The sequence below is a fragment of the Mesorhizobium sp. WSM4816 genome (assembly GCF_055811535.1).
Genome location: NZ_JBVVQR010000004.1, coordinates 159,093 through 180,556, shown reverse-complemented (window position 1 = coordinate 180,556; position 21,464 = coordinate 159,093). Strand labels below are relative to the sequence as shown.

Annotated in this window: 21 protein-coding genes and 1 pseudogene; 14 read left to right on the top strand and 8 right to left on the bottom strand. The window is 62.6% G+C overall.

The features are described 5' to 3' along the window. The first annotated feature begins 8 nt into the window (after positions 1 to 8). The 3 genes from AC0L3H_RS07070 to AC0L3H_RS07060 all read left to right on the top strand — a co-directional run bounded on the left by AC0L3H_RS07070 (position 9) and on the right by AC0L3H_RS07060 (position 3,807). Positions 9 to 2,228 carry a 3-hydroxyacyl-CoA dehydrogenase NAD-binding domain-containing protein gene (locus AC0L3H_RS07070; RefSeq protein WP_473584965.1) on the top strand — a complete coding sequence of 740 codons (2,220 nt, stop codon included), beginning with the start codon at positions 9 to 11 and terminating at the stop codon, positions 2,226 to 2,228. 82 nt (positions 2,229 to 2,310) lie between these two features. Then, the gene (locus AC0L3H_RS07065) at positions 2,311 to 2,961 is read left to right on the top strand and encodes a S24 family peptidase (protein WP_091600331.1); all 651 of its coding nucleotides are present in this window, start codon (positions 2,311 to 2,313) and stop codon (positions 2,959 to 2,961) included. 9 nt (positions 2,962 to 2,970) lie between these two features. Then, entirely contained in the window at positions 2,971 to 3,807 is an 837-nt protein-coding gene (locus AC0L3H_RS07060) for a thermonuclease family protein (protein WP_473490484.1), read from the top strand. Here AC0L3H_RS07060 and AC0L3H_RS07055 read toward each other — a convergent pair. Continuing rightward, a complete protein-coding gene (locus AC0L3H_RS07055; RefSeq protein WP_473584964.1) occupies positions 3,770 to 5,419 on the bottom strand; it encodes a lysine--tRNA ligase in 1,650 nt (549 codons plus the stop codon). The two genes, AC0L3H_RS07060 and AC0L3H_RS07055, sit on opposite strands and share 38 nt — an antisense overlap. Positions 5,420 to 5,586: 167 nt before the next feature. On the opposite strand from AC0L3H_RS07055, the gene AC0L3H_RS07050 reads away from it, so the two are divergent. Next, positions 5,587 to 5,997: a tellurite resistance TerB family protein gene (locus AC0L3H_RS07050; protein WP_091600334.1), complete on the top strand. Its 411-nt coding sequence runs from the start codon at positions 5,587 to 5,589 to the stop codon at positions 5,995 to 5,997. Positions 5,998 to 6,089: 92 nt separating this feature from the next. On the opposite strand, the pseudogene AC0L3H_RS07045 reads toward AC0L3H_RS07050, so the two are convergent. The 4 genes and pseudogenes from AC0L3H_RS07045 to AC0L3H_RS07030 all read right to left on the bottom strand — a co-directional run. Next, positions 6,090 to 6,239: pseudogene (locus AC0L3H_RS07045) on the bottom strand (transporter substrate-binding domain-containing protein); the annotation flags it as partial. Positions 6,240 to 6,442: 203 nt separating this feature from the next. Then, the gene (locus AC0L3H_RS07040) at positions 6,443 to 6,838 is read right to left on the bottom strand and encodes a hypothetical protein (RefSeq protein ID WP_473584963.1); all 396 of its coding nucleotides are present in this window, start codon (positions 6,836 to 6,838) and stop codon (positions 6,443 to 6,445) included. Continuing rightward, the gene (locus AC0L3H_RS07035; protein WP_473584962.1) at positions 6,831 to 7,340 is read right to left on the bottom strand and encodes a hypothetical protein; all 510 of its coding nucleotides are present in this window, start codon (positions 7,338 to 7,340) and stop codon (positions 6,831 to 6,833) included. The genes AC0L3H_RS07040 and AC0L3H_RS07035 overlap by 8 nt, the downstream gene beginning before the upstream one ends. Positions 7,341 to 7,418: 78 nt before the next feature. Continuing rightward, entirely contained in the window at positions 7,419 to 8,252 is an 834-nt protein-coding gene (locus AC0L3H_RS07030) for a transporter substrate-binding domain-containing protein (protein WP_473584961.1), read from the bottom strand. Between the two features lie 276 nt (positions 8,253 to 8,528). Here AC0L3H_RS07030 and AC0L3H_RS07025 point away from each other — a divergent pair, with 276 nt between their 5' ends. From AC0L3H_RS07025 to AC0L3H_RS07015, 3 genes are all read left to right on the top strand, one after another. Then, complete coding sequence (locus AC0L3H_RS07025; RefSeq protein WP_023802176.1) at positions 8,529 to 9,263, top strand: helix-turn-helix transcriptional regulator; 735 nt, start codon at positions 8,529 to 8,531, stop codon at positions 9,261 to 9,263. A 97-nt stretch (positions 9,264 to 9,360) separates the two neighbouring features. Next, a complete protein-coding gene (locus AC0L3H_RS07020; RefSeq protein WP_027155170.1) occupies positions 9,361 to 9,999 on the top strand; it encodes an acyl-homoserine-lactone synthase in 639 nt (212 codons plus the stop codon). A gap of 15 nt (positions 10,000 to 10,014) precedes the next feature. Further along, complete coding sequence (locus tag AC0L3H_RS07015) at positions 10,015 to 10,761, top strand: enoyl-CoA hydratase-related protein (protein ID WP_084646899.1); 747 nt, start codon at positions 10,015 to 10,017, stop codon at positions 10,759 to 10,761. Positions 10,762 to 10,831: 70 nt separating this feature from the next. Here AC0L3H_RS07015 and ppk2 read toward each other — a convergent pair whose 3' ends face one another. After that, positions 10,832 to 11,740 carry a polyphosphate kinase 2 gene (gene ppk2 / locus AC0L3H_RS07010; RefSeq protein ID WP_473584960.1) on the bottom strand — a complete coding sequence of 303 codons (909 nt, stop codon included), beginning with the start codon at positions 11,738 to 11,740 and terminating at the stop codon, positions 10,832 to 10,834. Positions 11,741 to 11,933: 193 nt separating this feature from the next. On the opposite strand from ppk2, the gene AC0L3H_RS07005 reads away from it, so the two are divergent. The 3 genes from AC0L3H_RS07005 to AC0L3H_RS06995 all read left to right on the top strand — a co-directional run bounded on the left by AC0L3H_RS07005 (position 11,934) and on the right by AC0L3H_RS06995 (position 15,232). Continuing rightward, positions 11,934 to 13,205, top strand: coding sequence for a sensor histidine kinase (locus AC0L3H_RS07005; RefSeq protein WP_473490478.1), 1,272 nt, complete (start codon positions 11,934 to 11,936; stop codon positions 13,203 to 13,205). A 202-nt stretch (positions 13,206 to 13,407) separates the two neighbouring features. After that, positions 13,408 to 14,133 (top strand): phosphate signaling complex protein PhoU, encoded by a 726-nt coding sequence (phoU, locus tag AC0L3H_RS07000; RefSeq protein ID WP_023802181.1) that lies wholly within the window; start codon positions 13,408 to 13,410, stop codon positions 14,131 to 14,133. Positions 14,134 to 14,224: 91 nt separating this feature from the next. Further along, positions 14,225 to 15,232 (top strand): magnesium and cobalt transport protein CorA, encoded by a 1,008-nt coding sequence (locus AC0L3H_RS06995; RefSeq protein ID WP_023802182.1) that lies wholly within the window; start codon positions 14,225 to 14,227, stop codon positions 15,230 to 15,232. Positions 15,233 to 15,376: 144 nt separating this feature from the next. Here AC0L3H_RS06995 and AC0L3H_RS06990 read toward each other — a convergent pair whose 3' ends face one another. Continuing rightward, complete coding sequence (locus AC0L3H_RS06990; protein ID WP_027155176.1) at positions 15,377 to 15,895, bottom strand: GcrA family cell cycle regulator; 519 nt, start codon at positions 15,893 to 15,895, stop codon at positions 15,377 to 15,379. 355 nt (positions 15,896 to 16,250) lie between these two features. On the opposite strand from AC0L3H_RS06990, the gene AC0L3H_RS06985 reads away from it, so the two are divergent. From AC0L3H_RS06985 to AC0L3H_RS06975, 3 genes are all read left to right on the top strand, one after another. Further along, on the top strand, positions 16,251 to 17,450 hold the full coding sequence (locus AC0L3H_RS06985; RefSeq protein WP_287345646.1) for an aspartate aminotransferase family protein: 1,200 nt from the start codon (positions 16,251 to 16,253) through the stop codon (positions 17,448 to 17,450). Between the two features lie 16 nt (positions 17,451 to 17,466). After that, on the top strand, positions 17,467 to 18,378 hold the full coding sequence (argF, locus tag AC0L3H_RS06980) for an ornithine carbamoyltransferase (RefSeq protein ID WP_473490477.1): 912 nt from the start codon (positions 17,467 to 17,469) through the stop codon (positions 18,376 to 18,378). A 162-nt stretch (positions 18,379 to 18,540) separates the two neighbouring features. Further along, positions 18,541 to 19,551 carry an Hsp33 family molecular chaperone gene (locus AC0L3H_RS06975; RefSeq protein ID WP_167366584.1) on the top strand — a complete coding sequence of 337 codons (1,011 nt, stop codon included), beginning with the start codon at positions 18,541 to 18,543 and terminating at the stop codon, positions 19,549 to 19,551. 80 nt (positions 19,552 to 19,631) lie between these two features. Here the strand turns inward: AC0L3H_RS06975 and apaG are convergent, their stop codons facing one another. After that, on the bottom strand, positions 19,632 to 20,024 hold the full coding sequence (apaG, locus tag AC0L3H_RS06970; RefSeq protein ID WP_473584959.1) for a Co2+/Mg2+ efflux protein ApaG: 393 nt from the start codon (positions 20,022 to 20,024) through the stop codon (positions 19,632 to 19,634). 257 nt (positions 20,025 to 20,281) lie between these two features. Between apaG and AC0L3H_RS06965 the strand changes: the two genes are divergently transcribed. Next, positions 20,282 to 21,436 carry a ceramide glucosyltransferase gene (locus tag AC0L3H_RS06965; RefSeq protein WP_473490673.1) on the top strand — a complete coding sequence of 385 codons (1,155 nt, stop codon included), beginning with the start codon at positions 20,282 to 20,284 and terminating at the stop codon, positions 21,434 to 21,436. Positions 21,437 to 21,464 lie beyond the last annotated feature (28 nt).

Below are 21,464 nucleotides of genomic sequence, written 5' to 3'. Positions count from 1 at the left end.
AGAGACCGATGAGCTACACCAATTTCACCCTCGACATCGACGCCGATGGCATCACGCTGGTCACCTGGGACATGCCCGACCGCTCGATGAACGTCTTCACCGAAGAGGCGATGCTGGAGCTGAACGCCATCGTCGACAAGGTGGCGAGCGACGCGGCAATAAAGGGGGCGGTGATCACCTCCGGCAAGGACACGTTCTCCGGCGGTGCAGACATCACCATGCTGCAGAAGATGCTGTCGAAGTTCGCAGCCGATAAAGCCAAGGACCTGGACAAGGCGACCAAGGCATTGTTCGACAATGCCGGCTACATGACCGGCCTGTTCCGCAAGCTGGAGACCTCAGGCAAGCCGTGGGTATCGGCGATCAACGGCACCTGCATGGGCGGCGCGTTCGAGCTGTCGCTCGCTTGCCATGGCCGTGTCGCGGCCGATTCCGACAAGGTCAAGATGGCGCTCCCCGAAGTGAAGATCGGCATCTTCCCGGGTGCCGGCGGCACTCAGCGCGTGCCGCGGCTGACCGACCAGCAGCAGGCGCTGCAGATGCTGACTTCCGGCCAGACGCTGTCGCCGCAGAAGGCCAAGTCGATGGGCCTGATCCATGAGATTGCCGAACCGACGAAGTTGGTCGAAACCGCCAAAGCCATGATCAAGAATGGCTTGAAGCCAGTGGCGCCGTGGGACGAGAAGGGCTTCAAGCTGCCCGGCGGCCCGGTCTATTCGGTGGCCGGCGCCAATCTGTGGCCACCGGCAATCGCCATCCTGCGTCGCGAGACCTATGGCAACTATCCGGCTGCCGCAGCCATCCTGAAATGCGTCTATGAAGGCCTGCTGGTGCCGTTCGATACCGGCTTGCGCATCGAGCAGCGTTATTTCACCGAGATCATGCAGACCAGGGAAGCGGCGGCGATGATCCGCTCGCTGTTCGTGTCGCTGCAGGAACTGAACAAGGGCGCGCGTCGTCCGGCCGGCGTGCCGGAAACCAAGTTCAAGAAGATCGGCGTGCTCGGCGCCGGCTTCATGGGCGCCGGCATCGCCTATGTCACGGCCAAGGCCGGCATTCCGGTGGTGCTGCTCGACCGCGACATGGACGCTGCCGCCAAGGGCAAGGCGCATTCGGACAGCCTGATCTCGGATCAGGTCAGGAAGGGCCGCGCCAAGCCGGAGGACAAGGACAGGCTGCTGTCGCTGATCACGCCGACGGCGGACTATGCCGACCTCGCAGGCTGCGACCTGGTGGTCGAGGCGGTGTTCGAGGATTCGGGCGTCAAGAAGGACGCCACCGAAAAGGCGGAGGCCGTGCTGAAGCCGGCGGCGGTCTTTGCATCGAACACGTCCACCATCCCGATCACGTCGCTGGCGAAGAATTCGGCGCGGCCGAAGAATTTCATCGGCATCCATTTCTTCTCGCCGGTCGACAAGATGATGCTGGTCGAAATCATTTTGGGCAAGAAGACGGGCGACAAGGCGCTGGCCACTGCGATCGACTTCGTCCGCGCGATCAAGAAGACGCCGATCGTCGTCAACGACACGCGCGGCTTCTACGTCAACCGCTGCGTGCTGCGCTACATGTCGGAAGCCTACAAGATGCTCATCGAGGGGATTCCGGCGCCGATGATCGAGAACGCGGCGAAGGCCGCCGGCATGCCGGTCGGCCCCTTGGCGCTGACGGACGAAACGGCGATCGACCTCGCGCAGAAGATCATGAAGCAGACCATGCGCGATCTCGGCGACAAGGCGGTCGACCCGAAGCAGATGACGCTGATCAACACGCTGGTCGACACGCATGGCCGCTTCGGCCGCAAGAACGGCAAGGGTTTTTACGACTATCCGCAAAAGCCTGCCAAGAAGAAGCTGTGGCCGGGCCTGAAGGATCTCTATCGGCAGTTGCCGCCTGAAGAGGTCGACTATGAGGAACTGAAGCAGCGGCTCCTGGTCACCATCGCGTTAGAGGCGGCCCGGGTGATGGAGGAGGGCATCGTCACCGATCCGCGCGAGGCCGATGTCGGCTCGATCCTCGCCTTCGGCTTCGCGCCCTTTACCGGCGGCGTGCTGTCCTACATCGACGGCATCGGCGCAAAGAAATTCGTCAAGATCGCCAAGGGTCTTCAGAAGAAGTACGGCGGCGAGTTCAAAGCGCCGAAGCTCCTGCTCGAGATGGCAGAGAAGGACGAGACTTTCTACGAACGCTTCGACCCCTATGCCAGGAGCGAGGCCAAGAAGGCGGCGTGACGCCGCCTTCGATGGTGGACAAACTCACGGCCACCGGTTAGAACGGAGAAGGTATTTTTTCCTGTTCTGAAGGAGAGCAAAAGTGCTCTCGCATGACCGCGTGTGGGCCGCCATCGATGCTCTCGCCGAGCGCTATTCGCTCTCGGCGTCGGGGCTGGCGAAACGCGCGGGCCTCGATTCGACGGCCTTCAACAAATCGAAGCGGCTGTCCTCGGACGGGCGGCCGCGCTGGCCGTCGACCGAGTCGCTGGCCAAGATCATCGAGGCGACCGGCGCTTCGCTCGACGAATTCACCGGACTGGTCGAAGGCCGGGGCAAGACCGTTCCCGGATCTCTGCCGGCACAGACGTCTTCGGTGCCGCTGCTCGGCTTCGCCCAGGCCGGCGCCGGCGGCTTCTTCGACGATGCCGGCTTCCCCGTGGGGCAGGGCTGGGACCTGATCGAGCTTCCGGCACGGGCGACTGAAACCTCCTATGCGCTGCAGGTCCAGGGCGATTCCATGCTGCCGCTCTACCGCAACGGCGACGTGCTGATCGTCGAGCCGGGCGCCGCCACCCGCAAGGGCGACCGCGTCGTCGTCAAGACCAATGCCGGCGAGGTGATGGCCAAGGTGCTGGACCGTCAGACGGCGAAGTCGATCATGCTGGTCTCGCTCAATCCCGATCACCCGGATCGCGACATCCCGATGCGCGATGTCGAATGGGTGGCGCGGATTGTCTGGGCAAGCCAGTAGGGGCCGCCGGTGAGTCCGCTTCATGCCGCCGCCGCGGTATTGACGATCCTGGCAATGGGGGCTGCGATTGCCGCAGGTGGCCGCGCCGTGCTGCAGGACGAAAATGGGCGCGTCGCGGCTCGGGCGCAGGCCAGCATCGCGGCGCAATCCCAAGCGCCTGCTACATCAGCAAATCCGCGACCCAAGGCGGCGAGCCCAGAGGCGCGTTCCAGGGCCATCGATCCCGAAGTCGTCGCGCCGCCGCAGCTTCAGCCGCAAGAGCTTGAGCGGGTCGAGCCGCGCGCGCCGCTGAGTGAGTTGGCGCTGGCCGGACCGCCCAAGCCGCCCAAAACGAAAATGCCCGACGACTGGAACGGGACAAAACTGTTCCAGCCGGTTGCATCGGCCGCCGGTGTGATCGAGGCCAAAGGCTACTCCGTCGCGATTTCCGGCGTCGACATCGTCAGGCAGGACGAAACGTGCACCGACGGCGGCAAGTCGTGGACGTGTGGCACCCGGGCGCGAACGGCGTTCCGTGCCTTCCTGCGCGGTCGGGCGGTGGTCTGCACGGTGCCACCCGAGGGCGGCCGCGACCTGATCACCGCCGAATGCCGCGTCGGCAACCAGGATGTCGGCCAGTGGTTGATCGAAAACGGCTGGGCGCGCGCCGCCAAGGGTGGCCCTTACGTCGAGGCCGGCGAGAAGGCCCGTATGGCGAGGAAGGGCATTTTCGGGCCGGCGCCCAGTCTCTCCGGCCTGCCTCCGGCACCAGCCCCCTTTGCGGCCACAGCGCAGCCGACGCAGCCGATTCTCGATCCTTCGGCGGCGGCTACGCCGCCAGCTGACCAGCCAGCGCCTTCTGAATGAGCGCGCGGGTTTCTGCTATTCCGTAGAGCGCAGCGAAGGAACCGAAGCGCGGGCCGCGCTCCTGTCCGATCAAAATCTGGTAGATCATCTGGAAGAAGGCGACGGAGACGCCCGGCCCGCCTTCCGGGCTCTGCTTCGAGTGGTCCTGATAGCGCTTGATCTTGCGCGCGACGTTGAGAGCGGCATTCTGGATCGCCTCGCCATCGGCATCTATCGGCAATGCGGCGAGCGCTTCGGACAGTTTCGTCAGCGCCTCGCGCTCGACCGCATCGGCGGCCCGGTACACCTTGGCCGGCTTCACGAAATCGTCGAAATAGCGGATCGCATACTCGGCCAGCCGGTCGAGCTCGGGATGGGTCTTCGGCGTCACGCCTGACGTGTGGCGCAAAATGAACCCCCACAGCACGTCCTTGTTCTGGGCGTTCGAGGCGCTGACCAGATTGAGCAGCAGCGCGAACGATACCGGCAGGTCGACGACAGGCGGGTTGCCGTCATGCATGTGCCAGACGGGATTTCCCAGCCGCTCCTTCCACTCCTGCCGGCGATAGGCGGACAGAAAGGCGTAATACTCGTCCACCGCCTTCGGAATGACGTCGAAATAGAGCTTCTTGGCCTGCCGCGGCCGCTGGTACATATAGAGCTCGAGGCTTTCGGTCGGCGCGTAGGTCAGCCACTCGTCGATGGTCAGTCCGTTGCCCTTCGACTTCGAAATCTTCTGGCCGTTCTCGTCCAGGAACAGCTCATAGACGAAATGCTCGGGAGCGCGCCCGCCCAGGATATTGCAGATACGGTCGTAGATCACCGCATTCGTCTGGTGGTCTTTGCCGAACATTTCGAAATCGACGCCGAGCGCGGCCCAGCGCATGCCGAAATCCGGCTTCCACTGCAGCTTCACCCTGCCGCCGGTTATGGGCAGCGTGGTTTCGGTGCCATCATCGTCGAAGGTGATAGTCCCGGCCTTGGCGTCGACATGCTTCATGGGGACGTAAAGCACGCGGCCGCTTTTGGGGGAAATCGGCAAGAACGGACTGTAGGTCGCCTGACGCTCCTCTCCGAGCGTCGGCAGCATCACGTCCATGATCTTGTCGAAACGTTCGGCGGCGCGCAGCAGAACGTCGTCGAAACGGCCAGCCTTGTAGTATTCCGTCGCGCTGGCGAACTCGTAGTCGAAGCCGAACGTGTCCAGAAAGCGGCAAAGCATTGCGTTGTTGTGGTCTGCGAAGCTCGCATAGTCGCCGCCGAAAGGATTGGGGACGGACGAGAGCGGCTTGTGCAGGTGCGGCTCGAGTGCGGCGCGATCGGGGACGCTGTCCGGAATCTTGCGCATGCCGTCCATGTCGTCGGAAAAGCACAAGATCTTGGTCTTGACGGTGTCCCGGGTGAGGACGCGGAAGGCGTGGCGGACCATCGAGGTGCGTGCGACCTCGCCGAAAGTACCGATGTGCGGCAGCCCCGACGGACCGTAGCCGGTCTCAAACAGGACAGTCTCGGGAAAGTCAGCCCCTTTGTAGCGCTCGACGATCTTCCTGGCTTCCTCGAACGGCCACGCCTTGCTTTCGGCCGCTGCCGCAAGCACCTCGGGATTGAGATCGATGATGTTTGACCCCGCCATGTCACTGTTTTCCAAATTATTCGCCGGCATCGTCGCAAGAAGGGGCCGGATGATTTTTTCAACCGGTCTCTAGGCGTGCCTGCCGTGGGCGTCAACGATCGCGGCGCTTTTTCCTTGCGACGTCGGTGCCGCGTTCCTAACTTCGGAGCCCGTTGAGGAGTTGTTAAATGCCATTGCCACCGCACGAAGCCCTGATCTATCTTATGGTCATCACTTCCGCGTCCGATCGTGACATGACCAATGTCGAATTGGCGCGGATTGGCGACGTCGTCCGCTCATGGCCGGTGTTCGAGGACTTCGACCACAACCGGCTGGTCGGCGTCGCCCAGGACTGCCAGAAGTTGCTGCACGAAAAGGACGGGTTGGAAGGCGTTTTGGCGCACGTCGCTGAAGCACTGCCCGAGCGCCTGCTTGACACCGCCTATGCCGCAGCCTTCGAGGTTGCGGCGGTCGACCTCGAAATGCGCCTGGAGGAGGTGAGGGTGCTGCAGCTTATCCGTCGCCAGCTCGATCTCGACACGCTCACCGTCGCCGCCATCGCCCGAGCTGCCAAGGCTCGCCTGCGCACGCTGACTTGATCCAGACCCCAACGGTTCAGAAGAAACTGACAGGGCCGGATCGGAAAAAACTGACCGGGCCGGATCAGAAAAAGCTGACCGGGCCGGATCAGAAAAAAACTGACCGGGAAATAGCGCAGATAAAATTCGGCGAAGATGCCCTTCACCGAAATCTGCTGCAGTGCCTAGTCGAACGCTGCGGCCAGCGCTGGATCGTTGGCCCTGGTGGCGATGGCCATACCCGATCCCAGATAGCCAGGCGCTTTTCGAACGCGCCGCCAGCTCGATTTTCATCTTTCTGTAAAGTTGCGACTTCCTCTACTATCCCGACTGGGGTCTCCGGCAGGGAGGCAAGCGGGGCAAGCTTCTCATGGACGGTTCGCAGAGTTGTCAGGCGCGGTAGCCAGCGAGCAGACGTTGAATCTCGTCGATACGCGACTGGTGCGCCGCGAGGCGGACAGTCCGGCTATTTGCGAACGATGCCACGCAATCGACGCTGCGCCGCCGTCTCTTTAATCACGCCAGCAATCTTGCGGACAAATGCCGGACTGAACGCGCCGATCGGCCTCGTCGTCGTCAGATCATAGGCTTTATCGACCTGCACCCGGTTATATTCGTCCAGGACCAGCCATGACGGATAGTCGAGGCCGCCGCGGCGGCATTCGATTTCGCTGATGGCGAGGTGCGGGCGCGACCGGTCGGGTTTTTGCGAAGTCAGCGGAAAGAGAAACAAGGCTGCTGGCGTTGCGGGCGTCCGAACCACGATACAGACCGGCCTCGCCTTGCGTCCGGATTCCTCGCCGGCGTCTGCTTCCCGCGCCCATAGGTAATAAAATCGGAGCAGATCGCCGGCTTTAAGCATCGGGCGTGTCGCCGGAAATTATTGCATCCAGTCCAGTCATGAGTTCATTGTGGACTTCATCCGGTGCGTCCTCGATCGTAAAAGCGGCCGAATGCGGCTGGCCGACGAGCTGATGGTACTGAGCAGCGGACAGGATGACGAGCTTTTCCTTGCCGCGCTTGGTCAGGGCCACCGGCTCGATCAATGCCGTTTCGAGGATTTCGCCTGACACGCGATTCATGTCCGAGAATGTGAATTGCTTCATCGTCGTACTTCCTTTTGAAGTACCTATAGTAGGTAATTTACGTAAGAATAGCAAGAATGGTGGCGCGCGAGCACCACCATTTTTGTCAGGATCGATCCGCTCGAAAGAGCGGCATTGTTCGTTCATTGCTGAGTGCGGCGCGGTTGGTCTGGAAAGCGTCTCGACAATCGAGACGGTGAAGCTCCCGCCAAGCTGAGACGGCGTGTCGTATACGGTGACATGGCGGCGGGCAGGACGCCCGAAAGGGGCCGCACTCATGCGGCACCTTCGGATCGCCCAAGCGGATCGGCTCGTCATCTGCGCGGGGCAACTCGTCAAGTTCGCCGTTCGCGCGGATCAGAAAAAGCTGACCGGGAAATAGCGCAGATAGAATTCGGCGAAGATGCCCTTCACCGAAATCTCCTGCAGTGCGTAGTCGAACGCTGCGGCCAGCGCTGGATCGTTGGCCCTGGTGGCGATGGCCATACCCGACCCCAGATATTCGGGCGCCAGATAGGGACCGCCGGCAAAGCGGCAGCAGGCTGCGGCATTCGAACTGCCCAGCCAGAAGGCGAAGCGCATGCCGTCGCCGAAGCCGGCGTCGACCTTGCCGGCCTTGAGACCGTCGTAGAGCGCTTCCAGCTGCGCGAAAGGAACGACCTGGACGGTGCCGAAATAATCGCGCAGCATCCGCTCATGCGCGGAGCCTGCGACCACGCCGACGCGCTTGCCACGCAGTCTGTCGAAGATAGGCTCCGTGAGCGCCTTTGCCTTCGGCATGATGAAGCGCGCCGGAAACTGCAGGTAGGAACGCGAGAAAGCATATTTCGACCGCGACTCCGGCGTGGCGGCAATGCCGGCAATGATCGCTTCGCCTTCGCCCTTTTGCAGCGCCCCTTCGAGCTCGGCCCAAGGCAGCGCCTGGATCTGGCATTTTTCGGCGATGCCGAGTTTGGCGCAGATCGCGCGCGCCAGATCGACGTGGAAGCCGGACAAGCGGCCCGCCCCGTCGAGGAAGTTGAACGGCGGGAAATCGGTGGTGGTCAGGAATCTCAGACGCGGCAGCGCGGAAAGGTCAGGCTTCGGCAGCCGCTCCTTGGCATCCCACAGCACCGGCACTTGCGGCTCCGCGGCACGCGCTCCCGTGAGCCACGCTGCCCCCGTCATTGCCAGCATCAAGACGATGGTCATCCACCGAATTGCCACCATCGAGCTCCGCCCTGTCATGTCCAATGTGGCTTTTGGTACGAAAATGCCACAGGCACAACGGTTTTTGATTTCATCACGCCGATTTAGGGCTATGCTTCGGCGAGCTTGCAAACATGTGTGGCGGTCGGCTGGAGGGTAGCCGCAAGCCGCTGCAAACTGAGGGGAGCAGGTTTGTAATCCGGGGTCGAGGGCAAAGTGCGGGTCAAGCACTGGGCCGTTGATCTCAACGCGGGAAGGCAACATGGGGTAGATGTTGCAATGGGCCATTTCGATCGCACACTGGAATTCATAGATCAGCTGCAGCACGCCGATACGGCGGCCGCGGTCTGCGAAAAACTGCTTGGCATAACCTCGGAGTTCGGCCTGACGGCGCTGATGGCCGGAACGGTTCCGCAACCGGGCACGCCAAGAGGCCAGCAAAAGGACCATGTGCTGCTTTGCGAGTGGCCGGGAGAATGGCTGGAGCGCTATGTGGCGCGCAACTATGTCGACCATGACCCCGTTGTCAGCCACATGAAGCAGCTGCAGGCGCCGTTCCAGTGGCGGGAAGCGTCCCAGAGCATCCGCATCGACAAGAGCAGCGGCGAAGTGATGGGCGACGCCGGCGAATTCAAGCTGCGCGACGGATTGGCCTTCCCGCTGATCACGCTCGATGGCCAGATCGTCATGGTGTCGCTGGGCGGCGAGGCCGTCGAATTGTCGGGCGCCGATTTTGGGCTGGTGTCGCTGGTGGCGACCTATGCGATTGGCCGCGCCATGCAGATCCACACGATGGCGGCCAAGACCCTCGACCACCACGTCGAACTGACGCCGCGTGAGCGCGAATGCATGCAATGGGCCGCCGTCGGCAAGTCCGAATGGGAGATTTCACAGATTCTCGGCATTTCGGAACACACATCAGAGAAACACCTTCTTAACGCCAAAAGCAAACTCGGTGCCGTCAACCGGGTGCAGGCGGTCGCGGAAGCGATAAGGCGCGGCTATATTAGCTAGCTCGGCCGTGCCGGCCTAGAAATTCTTGCCTACGTGATCGCGTAATTTCCTCGGGACAGCCCGGCCGTATCTTCCTATTGAACCTAGGAGACGGCAGATGCTTTTTTCCCTTACAACACAGGAACTTATGGAACGTCCCGACCTTTGGGAGGCTGTTCATCGCTTACGCTACAAGATTTTCGTCGAGGAGATGGGGTGGACCGATCTGCAGCGCCCCGACGGCCTTGAGATCGATCAGTTCGATCATGACGAGGCGGTGCACCAACTCGTCATCCGCAATGGCGAGCTCGCCGGTTATCAGCGGATGTTGCCGACAACGCGTGCGCATCTTCTGACCGAGGTGCTGGCGGACCTCTTTGAAGGCACGCCGCCATCCGGGCCGAACGTGTGGGAACTGACCCGCTATGCGGTCGCGCCGGGCTTTCGTGACGGCAAGCGCGGCGTCTCGACGGTCGGCACCGAGCTCATTGCCGGCTTCGTCGAGTGGGGGCTGAAGCGGAATGTCAACCAGGTGATCATCGAGTTCGAACCGATGTGGGTCCTGCGGGCGCTGCAGTTGCACTTCCTGGCGAAACCGCTTGGCTACCAGCGCACCTATGGCAACCAGCAGGTCGTCGCCACACTGCTCACCTTCAACGAGCACACGCTTGAGGTGGTGCGGTCGCGTCGCAGTCATTTCGCGCCGGTTCTGGCCAGGGGATATCCCGACAGGCTCGGAATGAGGCAGGCCTCGTGAGAATTGGAGACAGCCATGAACATCCACCCGCAAACAGAGTTCCGCAATCATTCGCTGATCGTCACGGTGTCGTCGGATGACGGCCGGCCGGTGCTGGACGGGCGAGCCTATGAAAGCCTGGCCAGGATCTTCCACGAAGCTGCAATCGACGATGATGTGCGCGTCGTGGTGCTGCGCGGCCTCGCCGGCTGCTTCTGCCTCGGCGGCGATTTCTCCGAGTTCCTCGACGCCACCAAGCATCAACGGTTGATCGCTGCCGTCACCGACATGTTCCGCACCTTGGCGACGTTCCCCAAACCGGTCCTTGCCTGTGTCGACGGCGACGCCGTCGGTGTCGGCTGCACCATCCTGTTCCACTGCGACATGGTGATCGCATCTGACGAAAGCACGTTCCGGGTGCCGTTCGTCGATTTCGGCCTCGTGCCGGACGCGGCGACCAGCATCCTGGCGCCGCAAAAACTCGGTTATGCCGGCGCTTTCCGCTTCTTCTGCCTGGGCGACACGCTCAGTGCCGCAGACGCCAGGATGCTTGGCCTGGTCACGGAGATCGTGGTGGGCGACGTCGAGGAAGCCGCACTTGGCAGAGCCAGGCAACTCGCCAAGAAGCCGGTCGCCGCACTGCTGCAGACGCGCGACCTGCTCAAGGGCGACACAGGCGCACTCTGCGATCGCATCGACCAGGAGATTTCGCTGTTTCAGCAGGCTTTGCAGGACGATACCACACTGCGGCGGCTGCAGCGGATTGCCCGGCTGGCGGCATGAGACGTCATTCGGCAGAATGACAGGAATATCCGGAATCGTGCCGCGCGTCCTTGGGGCGCGCGGCAGCGCTTCAGGCCTGTCTTCCCAGGAACGACGGCCCTTCCCCGATGATCTTCTTGTCTTCCTTGCCGATGGCGTCGAGATCGCGGCCGTCATAGGGAAGCGACAACAGGATGCGCCGGATGATGGCAAGTCGCGCGCGCCGCTTGTCGTTGGCCTGTATGATGATCCAGGGCGCGAATTCCTTATGCGTGCGTTCGAACATAAGATCGCGCGCCTTGGTGTAATCGTCCCATTTGGCGATGCCGGCAATATCGATCGGCGAGAATTTCCAGTTCTTCAAAGGACTCCAGCGGCGATCGTGAAACCGCTCGAGCTGTGTTTCCCGACCGATGTTCAGCCAGAATTTAAAGAAATGGATGCCCTCGTTGCAGATCATCCGTTCAAAATACGGCGTCTCGTCCAGGAATTTCTGATGCTGCTCCGGCGTGCAGAAGCCCATAACCGGCTCGACGCCGGCGCGATTGTACCAGGAGCGGTCGAAGGTGACGAACTCGCCGGATGTCGGAAAGTGCGCGACATAGCGCTGGAAATACCATTGCCCGATTTCGGTTGGGCTAGGCTTGGTCAGCGCCACGTTGCGCGCTGTCCTGGGGTTCATGTACTGGCGCAGCGCGAAGATTGTGCCGCCCTTGCCGGCAGCATCGCGTCCTTCGAACAGCGACATCACCCGCTTGCCCGTCGATTGCAGCCATGCCTGTGCCTTGACCAACTCGATCTGCAGCCGCTCGAGCGTCTCGTCATACTCGTCGCTTTTTATTTTCTTGTCGTAGGGGTAGCCGCCGGCGGTCAGCTTGTTGTCCTCGATCCAGTCCGGAAGCTTGGGATCCTCGATGTCGAACTCGAACTCCTTGCCGTTGATCCGGATCTTTTGCGGACCTGGAACAGGCGCGGCAGCATCTTCCTTGGGGTTTTTCATCGAGACGAACCTTTCCAGCTTCCGGACTCATGCTATTGGGAGCCTTACTGCATCGGCCCGAAAATCGGAATCGATTTTCGAAAGGAACGATGCAGCAGATTTAGTGATAGCGCCGGTCAGCGGGAAGTTTCCAACCTGCCGGTCGGGGTGGGACGGAGGCACAGTGCGCGCGAATGGCTGACAGTAGCTGACAATGGCTGATATGGGCGGCGCAGAACAGCGAACCACGGCGCAAGCCGTCGCCACCCGGTTGTGGAACAGCCGCTGGCTGCTAGCGACCGGCATCGTCGCGATCTTGACGGTCTATGGTTTCGCAGACATGTCCTTCCATGTTGTGCTGCTGGCATGTGCTGTGCTGCTGCTCGCCGCCGCGATGCTGCCTGCCGGCGTAGCGCGCCAGTCCGCGGAGGATGCCGCGGCGATCGAGGCAGGCGGGCTACAACAGCTGTCGGGAGAATATCTGGCGGCCGCCGTTGCCGATCCGCTGATCATCTTCGATCGCACCGCGACAATTGTCCATGCCAACGCCGCCGCCTTCGCCGCCTTCGGCGGCATCGCACCGGGCATGTCGCTGTCGCTAAAATTCCGCGCGCCCGAGATGCAGGCCTTGCTGGACAGTATCCTGTCGGGCGCCGCCGCTTCGGACGTCGTCGAATATACCGAAAAGCTGCCGGTCGAACGGGCCTATCGCGTGAGTGCATCTTCGGTCGGCCACGGCACCGACCTCTATGTGCTGGTCTTCAAGGACCAGAGCGAGGCGCGCCGCATCGACCGGATGCGGGCCGACTTCATCGCCAATGCCAGCCATGAGCTGCGAACTCCGCTCGCCTCGATTTCCGGTTTCATCGAGACGCTGCGCGGCCCGGCCCGCAACGACCCGGCGGCGCGCGAGCAGTTCCTGCAGATCATGCACAACCAGACCGGCCGCATGGCGCGCCTGATCGACGACCTGCTGTCGCTGTCGCGGCTGGAGATGAAACCCTATCTGAAGCCGGGAACCGAGGTCGATCTCCGCCAGACCCTCGACAGCGTCATCGATTCGCTGGGTCCGCTTGCCCGGGAAAACGGCGTTGCCATCGAGCGGGATTTCGCGAAAGGACCACTCAATGTGCCGGGGGATCGCGATGAACTTTTCCAGGTTTTCGAAAATCTGCTGGAAAACGCCTGCAAATACGGACAGTCGGGTGGACGTGTCGTGGTGACGATTGCCCACAGCGATGACGGTCCCGAACCGGGCATCGACGTCACCATCCGGGACTTCGGCCCCGGCATTCCCGAGGAGCACATCCCGCGCATCACCGAACGTTTCTACCGCGTCGATGTCGAAAACAGCCGGACCCAGAAGGGCACCGGCCTTGGCCTGTCCATCGTCAAGCATATCCTGACGCGCCACAACGCCAGACTGTCGATCAAGTCGGAGGTCGGCAACGGCGCAGCTTTCACGGTGCATTTGCCGGCGCACTGACACCTCACTATCTAAGAACGGGCCGGCCCGAGTACCGGAAGACTTTAGGACCGCCGGATGCGTGGATACAGGACTTTAGAGCCTATTCTGTGGCCTAGTGGACGCACGTCGCTCTAACGCTTTCTTTTTTCTGTCATCCGGCTAGCGTATCAGCGGGGATTCGAGGAACGACTCGGACCAGAAGACCCGGGAAGGCATCTCCATGCAGTCCGTGCACATCGTCAGCGCCTATGACGAGGAGCTGAAATATCTGTCGAAGCGCATTGCCGCGATGGGCGGGCATGCCGAACGCATGGTCGAACAGGCGATTGCCGCTCTGGTCAACGCCGACCCTGGCCTTGCCCAGAAGGTCATCCGCGACGATGCCGTTCTGGACCAGGGGCAGCGCGAGATCGACGACAAGGCGATCATCATCATTGCCAAGCGCCAGCCGATGGCGACGGATTTGCGCGAGATCGTCGGCGCGATTCGCATCTCGGCGGATCTCGAGCGGGTCGGCGACCTCGGCAAGAATGTCGCCAAGCGCGTGGTTGCCGTCATAGAAGGGCGCCAGCCGACCAGCCTGTTCCGCGGCATCGAGGCCTTAGCCGACCTGGCGTTGACGCAGCTCAAGGAAGTGCTCGACGTCTATGCGTCGCGCTCGGTGGAAAAGATCGGCTTCGTGCGTGACCGCGACGATCAGATCGACGCCGTGTACACCTCGCTGTTTCGCGAGTTGCTGACCTACATGATGGAAGACCCGCGCAACATCACGCCCTGCACGCACCTGCTGTTCTGCGCCAAGAACATCGAGCGGATCGGCGACCACGCCACCAATATCGCCGAGACGATCTACTACATCGTCACCGGCGACCAGATGCCGGCCGAGCGGCCGAAAGGTGACAAGACAGACAAGATTGTGCTTCCCGCAACGCTACCGGCGAAGTGAACGGCTGCCTCTCGAACCCCTTGCTGATTTAGGCTAAGCTTTACCGAACGTTCCTGATCCTGACCCGAGGCCATGCCTCCAGGAGGTAGCGATGGAAACCGTTCGGAACCTGACGCCGGCCCCGCCGACATCGGCCATCGTCGCTTCCAGCGTCTATACCGCCGGCCGGCGTGTCGCCGACATTCCGATCGAGGAAGCCGGCGAATGGGCCAAGAAGCCTGGTCATGTCGTCTGGATCGGCCTGCTGGAGCCGGACCGCGACCTGTTGCTTCGTGTCCAGGCGCAATTCCACCTGCACGATCTGGCGATCGAGGACGCCGAGCATCCGCATCAGCGGCCGAAGATCGAGCAATATGGCGATGCGTTGTTCATCGTTGCCCGCACGGCTCAACTGATCGACAGGCGCGTCACCTTCGGCGAGACGCATCTGTTCGTCGGCGCCGGCTACATCGTCAGCGTCAGGCACGGTCCGTCGACTTCTTATGCCGCCGTTCGCCAGCATTGGGAAAGCTGCCCGCATTCGCTAGCCAAAGGCGAGGATTTCGTCCTCTATGCCATTCTCGATTTCATCGTGGACAACTACATGCCGGTGCTCGAGCAGATCGAGGACGAGGTCGAGGCGATCGAGGACAGGGTTCTGCTGAAGCCGATGACCGGCTCCGACATAGAGCGGCTCTATATGCTGCGCCGCGATCTCTTGCGCCTGCGCAACGCCGCGCTGCCGCTGGTGGAAGTCTGCCGCCGGTTGACCAGCGCCGACCTGCCGCAGATCCATGCGGCCATGCACCCGCTGTTCCGCGACGTCACCGACCACATCCGCACCGTCCAGGAGAAGATCGACAGCTTGCGGGAGGTGCTCGCATTTGCCTTCGAGGCGAGCCTCCTGGTTGGCCAGAGCCAGGAAACGGCGATCACCAAGAAGCTCGCCTCATGGGCTGCAATCCTGGCGGTGCCGACGGCGCTCGCAGGTATCTACGGCATGAACTTCAACGACATGCCGGAACTTAGGATGGAATATGGCTACCCGGTCGTTCTGGGAGCGATTATTTTGGTCTGCTCGGTTCTCTACTGGCGCTTCCGCAAGAGCGGCTGGCTGTGAAGAGTAGGGCAGTAGGGCAGTAGGGCAGTAGGGCAGTAGGGCAGTAGGGCAGTAGGGCAGTAGGGCAGTAAGGAAAGATGGCGCCTCACGAGCGCAGTCTTTTGCAGTTCACCCCATATATACTGCCTTACTCCCCTTACTCCCCTACCTACTGCGCCGCCGCTCCGAAGCGGGCTGAAACGCAACACGGGCGTGATACTTGCAATAGGGTCCGGTTTCGGCCGCGTCGTTGCCGCAGAAATGGAACTCCTCCGAAAGCGGATCGCCATTCGGCCATTTGCATGTCCGCTCCGTCAATTCGACGAGCTGCAGATGCCGCGAGATCGGCACGACTACGTTCTCGACCGGACGGACATAATGACGCGTCACCGGTACGGCGTCGAATTGCGCCTGCAGCGCGGTCGCGCCGATCGACGTGGTGATATGCCGCGCAGTGCTCGCGGCCCGCGACACCGATTTCTGCACGGTCGATCCCTGCACGCTCTTCTTCTGGCGTGCCGGCGTGGCAGTCGCGCGTCCGCGGCCCGACAGTTTCAGCCGATGCACCTTGCCGATGACGGCATTGCGGCTGACACCCCCAAGCTGGGCGGCGATCTGGCTGGCGCTCAGCCCCTCCGACCACAATTTTCTAAGAAGTTCGACCCGCTCGTCAGTCCAATTCATGAGACCGCGCTCCTGCTAAAATGTGCGGCGATCGGAATCCTTCCACGATCCGGCTTCCGCCGGGCAGACACCACATATATCGGGTGATTAGGTCCGCCGCACGAAATCTAGTTATTTCTCGACCTATAAGTACCTTATGCGCTGACTCGGTGACAAGAGTCCGAGGGCCAACACGAATCGGTTTTTTCGGTTTTCCCCAACTTGCCCGGTCGCTGATGAGCCGGCGTCTCGCTGGAAAGCTTGCCGCGCGTCCTTGCGCGACGTTTTCGTTGACTTCATGGCCGAAAAACACGATAAGCCGCACAGGCCGCCGCTTTGGCGGCTTTTTGATTTTCCGGTTCCGGAGACGCATATAATGAGCGGTTCGGCGCTTTTCGAGACCTTTACCCGCGCTCCCCTGGCCTTCGACCATGGGGAAGGCACTTGGCTGGTCACCGACAAGGGCGAGCGGTATCTCGATTTTGGCGGCGGCGTTGCCGTGAATTCGCTGGGCCACAGCCATCCGCATCTGGTCTCGGCACTCACCGAACAGGCGGCCAAGCTCTGGCATGTCTCCAACCTGTACGAGATTCCGGGGCAGAGCCGTCTGGGCGAGCGGCTGGCCGACGCCACCTTCGCCGACAAGGTGTTCTTCACCAATTCCGGCGCCGAGGCGCTGGAATGCGCCATCAAGACGGCGCGGCGCTACCATTTCGTCAAGGGCCATCCCGAGCGCTTTCGCATTATCACCTTCGAAGGCGCCTTTCATGGCCGCACGCTGGCGACCATCGCCGCCGGCGGCCAGTATAAATACCTGGAAGGTTTCGGCCCCAAGGTCGAAGGTTTCGACCAGGTCGGCTTCGACGACATCGACGCCGCCGAAAAGGCGATCACATCAGAGACCGCCGCGATCCTGATCGAGCCGGTGCAGGGCGAGGGCGGTATCCGCCCGGTGCCGACGCAGTCGCTGAAGCGGCTGAGGCAGCTCTGCGAACAGCATGATCTGTTGCTGATCTTCGACGAGGTCCAGTGCGGCATCGGCCGCACCGGAAAACTGTTCGCGCATGAATGGGCTGGCGTCACGCCCGACATCATGGCGGTCGCCAAGGGCATCGGCGGCGGCTTCCCGGTGGGCGCCTGCCTCGCCACCGACGAGGCCGCTGTCGGCATGACCGCCGGCGTGCACGGCACGACTTTCGGCGGCAATCCGCTGGCGATGGCGGTCGGCAACGCCGTGCTCGACGTCGTACTGGCAGACGGTTTTCTGGAGGATGTGCAGCGCAAGGCGTTGCTGCTGAAGCAGGGGCTGGCGGGTGTCGCCGACGAATTTCCCGATGTCATTGAAGACATCAGAGGCAGCGGCCTGATGCTTGGCCTGAAATGCGCCGCGCCCAACACCAAGGTGAACATGGCGTTGCGCGACCAGCATCTGCTGGCGGTTCCGGCCGGCGACAACGTTCTTCGCCTGCTGCCGCCGCTCACCGTCACCGACGCCGAGATCCATGCGGCGCTCGACCGCATCCGCGCCGGCGCCCGGGGCCTGTCGGACGCCATCGCCGCGGCTGCGGCGAAATAACAGTCGGAAGACCCACATGAGCCTTCGCCATTTCACCGATCTTTCCGCCGTTTCCGAGGGCGATCTGCGCCTTATGCTGGACGATGCCGTCGTGCGAAAGGCAAGGCTCAAGGCTGGCGAGTGGACAAAACCGCTTGAAGGCAAGGTGCTGGCGATGATCTTCGACAAGCCGTCGACGCGCACGCGCGTGTCCTTCGACGTCGGCATGCGCCAGCTCGGCGGCGAGACCATCATGCTGACCGGCGCCGAGATGCAGCTCGGCCGCTCCGAAACCATCGCCGACACGGCCAAGGTGCTGTCGCGCTATGTCGATGCGATCATGATCCGCACCACGTCGCATGACCGGCTGCTGGAGCTGACCGAGAACGCGACCGTCCCCGTCATCAACGGGTTGACCGACGACACCCATCCCTGCCAGCTGATGGCCGACATCATGACCTTCGAGGAGCATCGCGGCCCGGTCGCCGGCAAGACCATCGCCTGGACCGGCGACGGCAACAACGTGCTGCATTCGCTGCTGGAGGCCTCGGCGCGGTTCCGCTTCAACCTCAACGTGGCCGTGCCGGAAGGCAGCGAGCCGGCGCAGAAGCATGTCGACTGGTCGAGGGCGCATGGCGGCAAGTTGAACTTCACCCGCTCGCCCGAGGAGGCCGTCCACGAGGCCGACTGTGTCGTTACCGATTGCTGGGTGTCGATGGGCCAGGAGCACCGTGCTCGCGGCCACAATGTCTTCTCACCCTATCAGGTCAATGCGGCACTGATGGCGAAGGCAAAGCCCGACGCGTTGTTCATGCACTGCCTGCCGGCGCATCGCGGCGAGGAGGTCACCGACGAAGTCATCGACGGCCCGCATTCGGTGGTGTTCGACGAGGCCGAGAACCGGCTCCACGCCCAGAAGGCGGTTTTGGCCTGGTGCCTCGGCGCTTGATCCGGGCTGCTGTGATCCTGGTCACCGTGATCCGGGCCGCCTTGATCCCGGCCGCCTTGATCCGGGAGTGCGTGATGCCTATCTCAGGCGCATCACGCAAATCGAGCGCGTTTCGACGCATGCGCCCCGGAGGGCGGCATCGCCGCGCCCCGGAGCTTTGTCATGTTGGAAACCCGTCAATTGGCTGAACATCAACCCAAACTCGGCGAATTCGGCTACGCCGGCGACGATCATGTCGTGCCCTTCGAGGTCGGCCCGCTCGACGTGCGCGGCCGCACCGTCCAGCTCGGGCCGATGCTCGACGCGATCCTCAGCCGTCATGACTATCCCGAGCCGGTCGCCCGCCTGCTGGCGGAAGCCTGCGTGCTGACGGTGCTGCTCGGCACCTCGCTCAAGTTCGAAGGCAAGTTTATCCTGCAGACCCGCACCGACGGGCCGGTCGACATGCTGGTGGCGGATTTTTCCACGCCGCATGCGCTGCGCGCCTATGCCCGCTTCGACGCCGACCGGCTGGAGGCACTGATTTCTGCCGGCGAGACCTCGCAGCGGACGCTGCTCGGCAGCGGTGTGCTGGCGCTGACTATCGACCAGGGCGCCCACACGCAGCGCTATCAGGGCATCGTCCAACTCGACGGCGAGACGCTGGAGGAGGCCGCCCGCACCTATTTCCGGCAGTCGGAGCAGATCCCGACCGATCTCAGGCTTTCGGTGGCCAAGCTGTTGACGCCCGGCATCGGCGGTGCCCGCGAGCAATGGCGCGCCGGTGGCATCCTGGCACAGTTCCTGCCGCAATCGGCGGAGCGCATGCGCGTGCCCGACCTTCCGGGTGGCGACGGCGATCCGCGCGAGGAGATCCATGATCCGGCCGACAATTCCTGGCAGGAACTGCTGGCGTTGCTTGGCACCATCGAGCCGACGGAACTGATCGACCCGACGATCGGCGCCGAGCGGTTGCTTTACCGGCTGTTCCACGAGCACGGCGTGCGCGTCTTCGGCGGCGTGCCGGTAGCCGACCAGTGCTCATGCTCCAGGGAGAAGATCCGCGGCATTCTTGGAGGCTTCTCCGCCGACGAGATCAGGGACAGCACCGAGGATGGCGGCATTCACGTCGCCTGCGAATTCTGCTCGAAGCAATATGACTTCGACCCGGCGGAATTTGCTGCGGCTCAATAGCCGGCGTCAGTGCTGCCTCGGTGCCTTCGCAGAGCTTGGTTTCTCGCCCCTCGCCCTGGGGCGAGAAGCCCAAGTGAGCCTCAGTTCACCGTCCGCCGCGTGCCCGGCAGGTCGAGCGAAAAGGCGGGGATGGCGACGTCGAACGTCTCACCCCGCTTATTGCGCATCGTGTAGTGGCCGACCATGATGCCGGATGGCGTCGAGAGTGGGCAGCCAGACGTATACTGATAACTATCGCCGGGATTGAGTTCAGGCTGGTCGCCGACAACGCCGGCGCCGCGCACCTCTTCGACCCGGCCGGTGCCGTCGGTGATCTGCCAATAGCGCGACAGAAGCTGCACGAATTCATCCGACTGGTTGTCGATGGTCACCTGGTAGCCCCAGACATAGCGGTTCTCCGGCGGGTCGGAGCGATCTTCCAGATAGAACGGCCTGACCTGCACTTCGATGTCGCGCGTGACGGCGCTGTACATAAATCACTCCACACTATGCAGACGGAACATTCGACCCTCTCCGCAGTTCGGTCAACGGGGTGCGTCCCCTCGGTGTCTGCCATCGTTGCCCGAATTTGTTAAGCGCAGGTGCCGAACAACAATGTCATTTAAGTGACACGTGACAATGATGGTGTGCAGGGCCGGGGATGGTGTGCAGGGCCGGGCGACTCAGCATTCTGTCGAACTGTTGAAAACGGCTTCATGCGGCCGGTTTTTTCTGGAGCGACCAGATATTGATGGAATTGACAGTCACAGCCGCCTTGCTTTCCATAGCTCTGCTTGTTGTCAATCTCGCCAGCATCCTGCTCGCTTCGTTGAAGCTGAAGCGGCCTGGCAGGATCACGCCGCCAGCCGTCGAGGCGCCGCCGGTGTCGATCGTCGTGCCGTCGCGCGGCGTCGAGCCGTTTACCGAGGAGACGCTCGAGCGCGCCTTCTCGCTCGATTGGCCGCACTATGAGCTCATTTTCTGCGTCGCCCATGCCGACGACCCGGTGGTCGGGCCGATCACCGATGCGATAGCCCGCTTTCCGGCCGTGCCGGCCCGGCTGCTGGTCGGCGACGACCGCATCAGCGGCAATCCGAAACTCAACAATTGCGTGAAGGCCTGGGAGGCCGCGCGCCACCACTGGGTCATCCTTGCCGATTCCAACGTCCTGATGCCGAGGGACTATGTCCAGCATCTGATGACGGCATGGCGGCAGGACACCGGCCTCGTCTGCTCGACGCCGATCGCCTCGCGGCCGGACGGGTTCTGGGCGGAGGTCGAATGCGCTTTCCTCAACACGCTGCAGGCGCGCTGGCAATATACCGGCGAGGCGCTCGGCCTCGGTTTCGCCCAGGGCAAGAGCATGCTGTGGAACAAGCCATTGCTCGACGCCAATGGCGGCATCCGTGCGCTTGCCGCCGAGATTGCCGAGGATGCCGCCGCGACCAAGCTGGTCAACGGGCTCGGACTGCGCGTCAATCTCGTTGCCGCGCCCTTCGAACAGCCGCTCGGCTTGCGCACATTTGGCGAAATCTGGTCGCGCCAGGCCCGCTGGGCACGCCTCCGTCGCGTCACCTTCCCACTGTTTTTCGCGCCCGAGATCCTGATCGGAGCGGCGCCGCCGCTGGTGCTTGCGCTGGTTGCGGCAGCAGGCGCCGGTTTCAGCCTGCCGGCTACCGCCATCGCCGTGCTGATAGTCGCCTATCTGCCGGAATGCGCTCTCGCCTCGGCCAAGGGCTGGCACCTGTCGCTGCGCATGATGCCGGCGATGGTTGCGCGGGACGTGATGCTTCCCGCCATCTGGGTGCGCGGCTGGCTCAGCGGTGCCGTCGACTGGCGCGGCAACACGATGACCATCCAAACCAGCGCCGTTGCGGAATTGGAAGAGACGCCGTCGGGCGCCTGACCCCGCCTGCTTTGCAGATCAGAGCGCA